The sequence below is a fragment of the Burkholderia sp. Ac-20344 genome (assembly GCF_017104975.1).
Classification (GTDB): Bacteria; Pseudomonadota; Gammaproteobacteria; order Burkholderiales; family Burkholderiaceae; genus Burkholderia.
Map to the genome: position 1 here is coordinate 19,922 of NZ_JAAGPP010000127.1, position 7,151 is coordinate 27,072.

The window sequence follows — 7,151 nt, forward strand, 5'->3', positions numbered from 1 at the left end:
GGCGACGATACGCATCGACTGCAGCGGAGCGCATCGCCGTTGCGAACGGGATGAGCGAATAAGGCGGCTGCGGTTTGAGCGGACGACTATACGGAGCGACTTATAGGCCGTCGATCAGACGAATACGAAATTTGAGGCGATAGGTATGAGACGCGATATTAGGCGCGAAGTGCGACATCGCGGTCAGACCGGGTCGAAAGGCAGGACGCGCGCAGCGCCCGTAAGACGAGTCCGTATGTCGGCACAGATGGGCCGTGGAATGGGTTCGCGCGGCGCGGTGCGCCGCCGCGCACGGGCCCGCTCAATCCCCCATCGCCACCCCTTCCCGCCGCGGATCCGCGCCGCCGAACCACACCGTCTGCCCCTGCACGTTCAGCCGCTGGATCCCCTGCAGCCCCGAGTTCATCTCGACGACCCGTACGTCGTGTCCGCGGCCCTTCAGCCCGTCGGCGAGCGCGTCCGACACACGGCCGCGTTCGAGCTGCGTCGGCCCGTTCATCGACCCGAAGTTCGGCAGCGCGATCGCCTGCTGCATCGTCATCCCCCAGTCGAGCACGCCGACCAGCGTCTTCGCGACGTGATTGATGATCGCGGGGCCGCCGGCCGAGCCGACGATCATCGTCACCTGCTTCGTCTTCTTGTCGAACACGAGTTCCGGCGACATCGCCGAGCGCGGCCGCTTGCCGGGCTGCACGCGGTTCGCGACCGGGCGGCCGTTGTCGTTCGACACGAACGAGAAATCGGTGAGCTGGTTGTTCAGCATGAAGCCGCGCACCATCAGCCGCGAACCGAACGCATCCTCGATGCTGGTCGTCATCGACAGCGCCTGGCCGTAGCGGTCGACGATCGCGATGTCGGACGTCGACGGCAGCTCGGGGCTGCGGTCGTCGGCCATCGCGAGCGCCGCGCCCTGCGGCGTGCCGGCCTGCGCGACGCCCATGCTGGTGTCGCCGATCAGGTGCGCGCGCTGCGCGAGATAGGTCTTGTCGGTGAGGCTCGCCCAGCTGCCGCCCGGCAGCGGCACGAAATCGGGATCGGCGACATAGCGCGCGCGGTCCGCATACGCGAGGCGCCCGGCTTCGCTGAACAGGTGTGCGGCGAACGGCGTCGGCTCGTAGCCGACGTCGTTGCGCACCGGCTTCTGCGCGCCGATCTGCTGCCAGTCGGGCATCGCGTCGAGGATGCCGAGCATCTGCGCGATCGCGAGGCCGCCCGACGACGGCGGCGGCATCCCGCAGACGACCGAGCGACGGTAATCGGCGCACAGCGGCGCGCGCACCTTCGCCTTGTAGCGCGCGAGATCCTGGAGCGACAGCAGGCCCGGGTTGGTCGGGTGCTTGCGCACCTTCGTGACGATGTCGCGCGCGATCGCGCCGCTGTAGAACACGTTCGCGCCGCGGTCGGCGACCTGACGCAGCACGGTCGCGAGCGCGGGGTTCTTCAGCACCGTGCCGGCCGCCTTCGGCGAGCCGTCCTGGTTGTAGAAGTACGCGCGCGCGGCCGGGTCGTTCTTCAGGTACTTGTCGTTCGCGATCAGCGTCGCGAGCCGCGGGCTGATCGTGAAGCCGTGCTCGGCGAGCCGGATCGCCGGCTGGAACAGCCGGCGCCACGGCAGCTTGCCGTGTGCGCGGTGTGCGGCGTCGAGCATGCGCAGCACGCCCGGCGTGCCGACCGAGCGCCCGCCGACGACGCCTTCGTAGAAGCCCATCGGCTGGCCGGTCGGCCCGTAGAACAGGCGGTCGGTCGCGGCGGCCGGCGCGGTTTCGCGGCCGTCGTACGCCTGCGTCGCACGGCCGTCGAAGTACAGCAGGAATGCGCCGCCGCCGATTCCCGACGATTGCGGCTCGACGAGCGCGAGCACCATCTGCGTCGCGATCGCCGCGTCGATCGCGGTGCCGCCCGCCTTCAGCATGTCGTAGCCGGCCTGCGTCGCGAGCGGGTTCGCGGCCGCGATCATGAAGTGCTGCGAGGTCCAGCCCGGCTTGTCGGTCCAGCCGGACGACAGCTCGGGCGCGTGGAAGCCGGGCAGCGGCACGGCGGCGCCCGATGCGGCGGCGACGGGCACCACCGCGCCCGGCGGCGGCGCGGACGGCGACGTGCAGCCGGTGTTGAGCGCGACGAGCGCGATGGCGGCGAGCAGCGTCCAGGGACGCGAAGGCGGACGAATCCGGTCGAACATTGAACCCTCGGCAGCAGTGAATTCAAAGGAGGCGATGGCGCCGGCGCAACGGGGCTGCCCGCCCCGGCGCGCTATTGTCGCCGCGGGGCCGGCGGATTGTCACCCGACAGGAAACCCTGACGCATCGCGCCGGGCCCGCCCCGGCCGGTCTTTCCGGCCTGTTCGAGGATGAACTCTATGAACGTCGACGTCGCGCGCGTGTGGTGCCGGTTCGGCATGTAGAGCATGTACATGTGCGTGCCGAAGATGCTGAGCCGGTACGCGTCGAGGGACGTGACGACCGTGCCGCGCCGGATGTCGTCCTGCATCACGTAGTCGGGCACGATGCCGACGCCGATCCCGCCGAGGATCGCCTGCCGCAGGAACAGGAAGTTCTCCGAAATCAGCGTGGGCTCGAGCAGCACCTCGTGGCGCTCGTCGCCGAGATACGCGGCGATCCTGAGCTGCCGGCCCATCACGGTCGCGGTGACGACGGGCGACGCCGACAGCGCGCCAAGGCTCGCCGGCATCCCGTGCTCGGCCGCGAACGCGGCCGACGCGCACGCGACGTAGCGCACCGCGCCCATGTCGCGCGCCACGAGGTTCTGCGGCGGCTCCGGCATCACGCGCACCGCGATGTCGATCTCGTCGCGCATCAGGTCTTCCACGCGGTTCTCGAACACGACGTCGAGCACGATGCCCGGATGCAGCCGCTTGAACGCGAGCAGCCAGTCGGACATCACCATCTGGCCGTAGCCGCTCGGCACCGACAGCCGCACGCGGCCCTGCAGGTCCTGGCCGAGCGTCGTCACCGATTCCTGCGCGGCGAGCAGTTCGTTGCGGATGCGCCGGCCGTGCTCGTACAGCTTCAGCCCGATCTCGGTCGGTTCGATGCGCCGCGTCGTGCGCCGCACGAGCTGCTGGCCGATCGAGCGCTCGAGCTGGTTCAGCCGGTAGCTGACGTTCGCGCGGCTCATCTTGAGCCGCTGTGCGGCCTTGCTGAGATTGCCGGCGTCGAGAATCTCGACGAGCAGCGTCAGCGCGTTCAGGTCCATGCGTCGCGTCTCCTGATCCGGCCCGCTAATGAATCTCGATAGCGGTCGGAAACATTCAGTGTCAAGTCGGACTTGACAGCTTGTAAAGGCGGGAGGGAATTGTCAATGAATCTCGATCAATCGAGAATCGGGTCATGCCCGGCGTACGGCCGGATCTTGTCCCGCTTCGTGCGGGACCGGGGCCGGTGCCCCGGCGCTGCTCGCGTGGCCGCGAGCCACGAACCGGCGTCGACGCACCTGCCGCCGCGTCAAGGAGACACGATGAACACACCCGCTTCCCCCACCAGCCCGGCCGGCACCGTCACGCGCGAGCGGCGCGACAAGGTGCTCGTCGTCACGATCGACCATCCGCCCGTCAACGCGTTGTCCGCCGATGTGCGGCGCGGCCTCGCCGATGCGCTCGACGCCGCGCAGGCCGACGACGCGATCCGCGCGGTGCTGATCGTCGGCGCCGGCCGCAACTTCATCGCGGGCGCCGATATCCGCGAATTCGGCAAGCCGATCGTGCCGCCGTCGCTGCCCGACGTGTGCGAGCGCATTGAATCGGGCGCGAAACCGGTCGTGGTCGCGCTGCACGGCGCGACGCTCGGCGGCGGCCTCGAAGTCGCGCTCGCCGCGCATTACCGGCTCGCTGTGCCCGGCGCGAAGCTCGGGCTGCCCGAAGTCACGCTCGGCCTGCTGCCCGGTGCGGGCGGCACGCAGCGCGCACCGCGCTTGATCGGTGCGAAGGCCGCGCTCGACCTGATGCTGACGGGCCGTCATGCAAGCGCCGACGAAGCGCTCGCGCTCGGCCTCGTCGACCGCGTCGCGCACAGCGACGACACGCTCGCCGAAGGCCTCGCGTACGCGCAGGAACTCGTGTCGCTCGGCGCACCGGTGCGCCGCACGCGCGATGCGAAGGGGCTGGCCGATCGCGCGGCCGCGCAGGCCGCGATCGATGCGGCGCGTGCGGAGCTGCCGAAGAAATCGCGTGGCCTGTTCTCGCCCGCGAAGATCGTCGACGCGGTCGAGGCTGCGCTCACGCAGTCGTTCGACGCGGGGATGACGTACGAGCGCAGTCTGTTCCTGCAGTGCATCGACAGCCCGCAGCGTGCGGGCCTCGTGCATGCGTTCTTCGCGGAGCGCGAAGCGGCGAAGGCGCCCGAGGCGCGGCGCGCGAGCGCGCGGCCGGTCGAACGGATCGGCGTGGTCGGCGGCGGCACGATGGGTGCGGGCATCGCGGTCGCGGCGCTCGATGCCGGGCTGCCGGTGACGATGATCGAACGCGACGAAGCGTCGCTCGCGCGCGGCCGCGCGCACGTCGAGAAGGTGTACGACGGCCTCGTCGCGAAAGGGCGGATGACGCCGGCCGCGCACGCGGCGAGGCTCGCGCGCTTCAAGGGCAGTACGTCGTACGACGCGCTCGCGCAGGCCGACGTCGTGATCGAGGCCGTGTTCGAGGACATGGCCGTGAAGCAGGCCGTGTTCGCCGAGCTTGCGCGCGTATGCAAGCCGGGGGCGGTACTCGCGACCAACACGTCGTATCTCGACATCGACGAACTGGCCGCGAGCATCGACCGGCCGGCCGACGTGATCGGCCTGCATTTCTTCTCGCCGGCCAACGTGATGAAGCTGCTCGAGATCGTCGTGCCGGCGCGCGTGAGCGCGGACGTCGTCGCGACCGCGTTCGCGCTCGCGAAGCAGCTGAAGAAGACGCCGGTGCGCGCGGGCGTGTGCGACGGCTTCATCGGCAACCGGATCCTCGCCGTCTATCGCACGGCGGCCGACACCCTGATGGAAGACGGCGCGTCGCCGTACCAGATCGATCGCGCGGTGCGCGAATTCGGCTTCCCGATGGGGCCGTTCCAGGTCGTCGACCTCGCGGGCGGCGACATCGGCTGGGCGACCCGCAAGCGCCGCGCGGCGACGCGCGACCCGCGGGCGCGCTACGTGGAGATTTCCGACCGGCTGTGCGAGCGCGGCTGGTTCGGCCAGAAGACGGCGCGCGGCTACTACCTGTATCCGGACGGCGCACGTGTCGGCACGCCGGACCCGGACGTCGAGGCAATTGTCGCGGAAGAACGTGCGAAGAAGGGCATCGTGCCGCGCACGTTCACCGACGACGAGATCCTGCGCCGCTACCTCGCCGCGATGATCAACGAAGGCGCGAACGTCGTGCACGAGAAGATCGCGCTGCGCCCGCTCGACGTCGACGCGGTGTTCCTGTACGGCTACGGCTTTCCGCGCTATCGCGGCGGTCCGATGCATTACGCGGACACCGTCGGCCTCGCGAACGTGCTCGCCGATATCCGCGCGTTCGCGAAGGAAGATCCGCTGTTCTGGAAGCCGTCGCCGCTGCTCGTCGATCTCGTCGCGCGCGGCGCGGATTTCGCGAGCCTGAACCACGTCGACTGAACCGCATCGACCGAACCTCACCGCATTCGCCACGGACCGAAGATGGACCTCGATTTCACTCCCGAAGAGGAAGCCTTCCGCACGGAAGTGCAGCGCTTCCTGCAAGCCGAACTGCCCGAGCGCATCGCGCGCAAGGTGAAGGGCGGCCTGCATCTCACGCGCGACGACATGCGCGAATGGCACGCGACACTCAACGCGCGCGGCTGGCTCGCGAGCCACTGGCCGCGCGAATACGGCGGCCCGGGCTGGAGCGTCGCGCAGAAGTTCCTGTTCGACAACGAGTGCGCGCTCGCGGGTGCGCCGCGCATCGTGCCGTTCGGCGTGAATATGCTCGGCCCCGTGCTGATCAAGTACGGCAACGAAGCGCAGAAGCGCCACTGGCTGCCGCGCATCCTCGACGGCACCGACTGGTGGTGCCAGGGCTACTCGGAGCCGGGCGCCGGTTCCGATCTCGCGGCGGTGAAGACGAGCGCGGTGCGCGGGATCGACGCGCAGGGCGAGCACTACCTCGTGAACGGCCAGAAGACGTGGACCACGCTCGGCCACTACGCGAACATGATCTTCTGCCTCGTGCGCACCGCGACCGACGTGCGCAAGCAGGAAGGCATCAGCTTCCTGCTGATCGACATGAACACGCCCGGTGTCGAGGTGCGCCCGATCATCACGCTCGACGGCGAGCACGAGGTGAACGAAGTGTTCTTCACCGACGTGCGCGTGCCGGTGGAAAACCTGGTCGGCGAAGAGAATCGCGGCTGGACCTACGCGAAATACCTGCTCACGTACGAGCGCACCAACATTGCCGGAATCGGCTTCTCGACGGCCGCGCTCGACCGGCTGCGCGCGGTTGCCGCGAAGGTCACGAAGAACGGCCGGCCGCTCGCGGACGATCCGTTCTTCGCGGCGCGCGTCGCGCGGGTCGAGATCGAACTCGAGAACATGCGCACGACCAACCTGCGCGTGCTGGCCGCGGTCGCGGGCGGCGGCGTGCCGGGCGCGGAAAGCTCGATGCTGAAGATCCGCGGCACGCAAATCCGCCAGGAGATCGCGGCGCTGATGCGGCGCGCGATGGGGCCGTATGCGCAGCCGTTCGTCGATGAAGCGCTCGATGCCGATTACGACGCCGAGCCGGTCGGCCCGGACGAAGCCGCGAGCGCCGCGCAGCAGTATTTCAACAACCGGAAGCTGTCGATCTTCGGCGGCTCGAACGAGATCCAGAAGAACATCATCGCGAAGATGATGCTCGGGCTGTAACGAGGGACGCGACGATGGATTTCCAGCACACAGAAGACCGCCGGATGCTGGCGGATACGTTGAACCGCTTCATCGCCGAACAGTACGCGTTCCCGGTGCGCGATCGCATCGCGCAGTCGGCCGAAGGTTTCGATCGCGCGATGTGGCAGCGCTTTGCCGAACTCGGCATGGTCGGCGCGCTGTTTTCCGAAGCCGACGGCGGTTTCGGCGGCGCGGGCTTCGACATCGCCGTGGTGTTCGAATGCCTCGGGCGCGGGCTCGTCGTCGAGCCGTTCCTCGGCGCGCTGCTCGCG

General features: G+C 69.2%; 5 protein-coding genes. 3 read left to right on the plus strand and 2 right to left on the minus strand.

Annotated elements, in window-relative coordinates:
• Window positions 1–301: 301 nt before the first annotated feature.
• The gene (gene ggt / locus G3N64_RS30085) at window positions 302–2,179 is read right to left on the minus strand and encodes a gamma-glutamyltransferase (RefSeq protein ID WP_205787374.1); all 1,878 of its coding nucleotides are present in this window, start codon (window positions 2,177–2,179) and stop codon (window positions 302–304) included.
• Window positions 2,180–2,250: 71 nt separating this feature from the next.
• Complete coding sequence (locus G3N64_RS30090; protein WP_205787376.1) at window positions 2,251–3,213, minus strand: LysR family transcriptional regulator; 963 nt, start codon at window positions 3,211–3,213, stop codon at window positions 2,251–2,253.
• Between the two features lie 261 nt (window positions 3,214–3,474).
• On the opposite strand from G3N64_RS30090, the gene G3N64_RS30095 reads away from it, so the two are divergent.
• From G3N64_RS30095 to G3N64_RS30105, 3 genes are all read left to right on the plus strand, one after another.
• Window positions 3,475–5,607, plus strand: a complete 2,133-nt coding sequence (locus tag G3N64_RS30095; RefSeq protein ID WP_205787378.1) for a 3-hydroxyacyl-CoA dehydrogenase NAD-binding domain-containing protein — start codon at window positions 3,475–3,477, stop codon at window positions 5,605–5,607.
• Between the two features lie 42 nt (window positions 5,608–5,649).
• The gene (locus G3N64_RS30100; RefSeq protein ID WP_205787380.1) at window positions 5,650–6,858 is read left to right on the plus strand and encodes an acyl-CoA dehydrogenase family protein; all 1,209 of its coding nucleotides are present in this window, start codon (window positions 5,650–5,652) and stop codon (window positions 6,856–6,858) included.
• Window positions 6,859–6,872: 14 nt separating this feature from the next.
• On the plus strand, window positions 6,873–7,151 hold a 279-nt coding region (locus G3N64_RS30105; RefSeq protein ID WP_205787382.1), incomplete at its 3' end, for an acyl-CoA dehydrogenase family protein.

Bases quoted from the DNA above. Each gene is read 5' to 3' on its own strand.
- ggt (WP_205787374.1), bottom strand. From the start codon at position 2,179: ATGTTCGACCGGATTCGTCCGCCTTCGCGTCCCTGGACGCTGCTCGCC.
- G3N64_RS30090 (WP_205787376.1), bottom strand. From the start codon at position 3,213: ATGGACCTGAACGCGCTGACGCTGCTCGTCGAGATTCTCGACGCCGGC.
- G3N64_RS30095 (WP_205787378.1), top strand. From the start codon at position 3,475: ATGAACACACCCGCTTCCCCCACCAGCCCGGCCGGCACCGTCACGCGC.
- G3N64_RS30100 (WP_205787380.1), top strand. From the start codon at position 5,650: ATGGACCTCGATTTCACTCCCGAAGAGGAAGCCTTCCGCACGGAAGTG.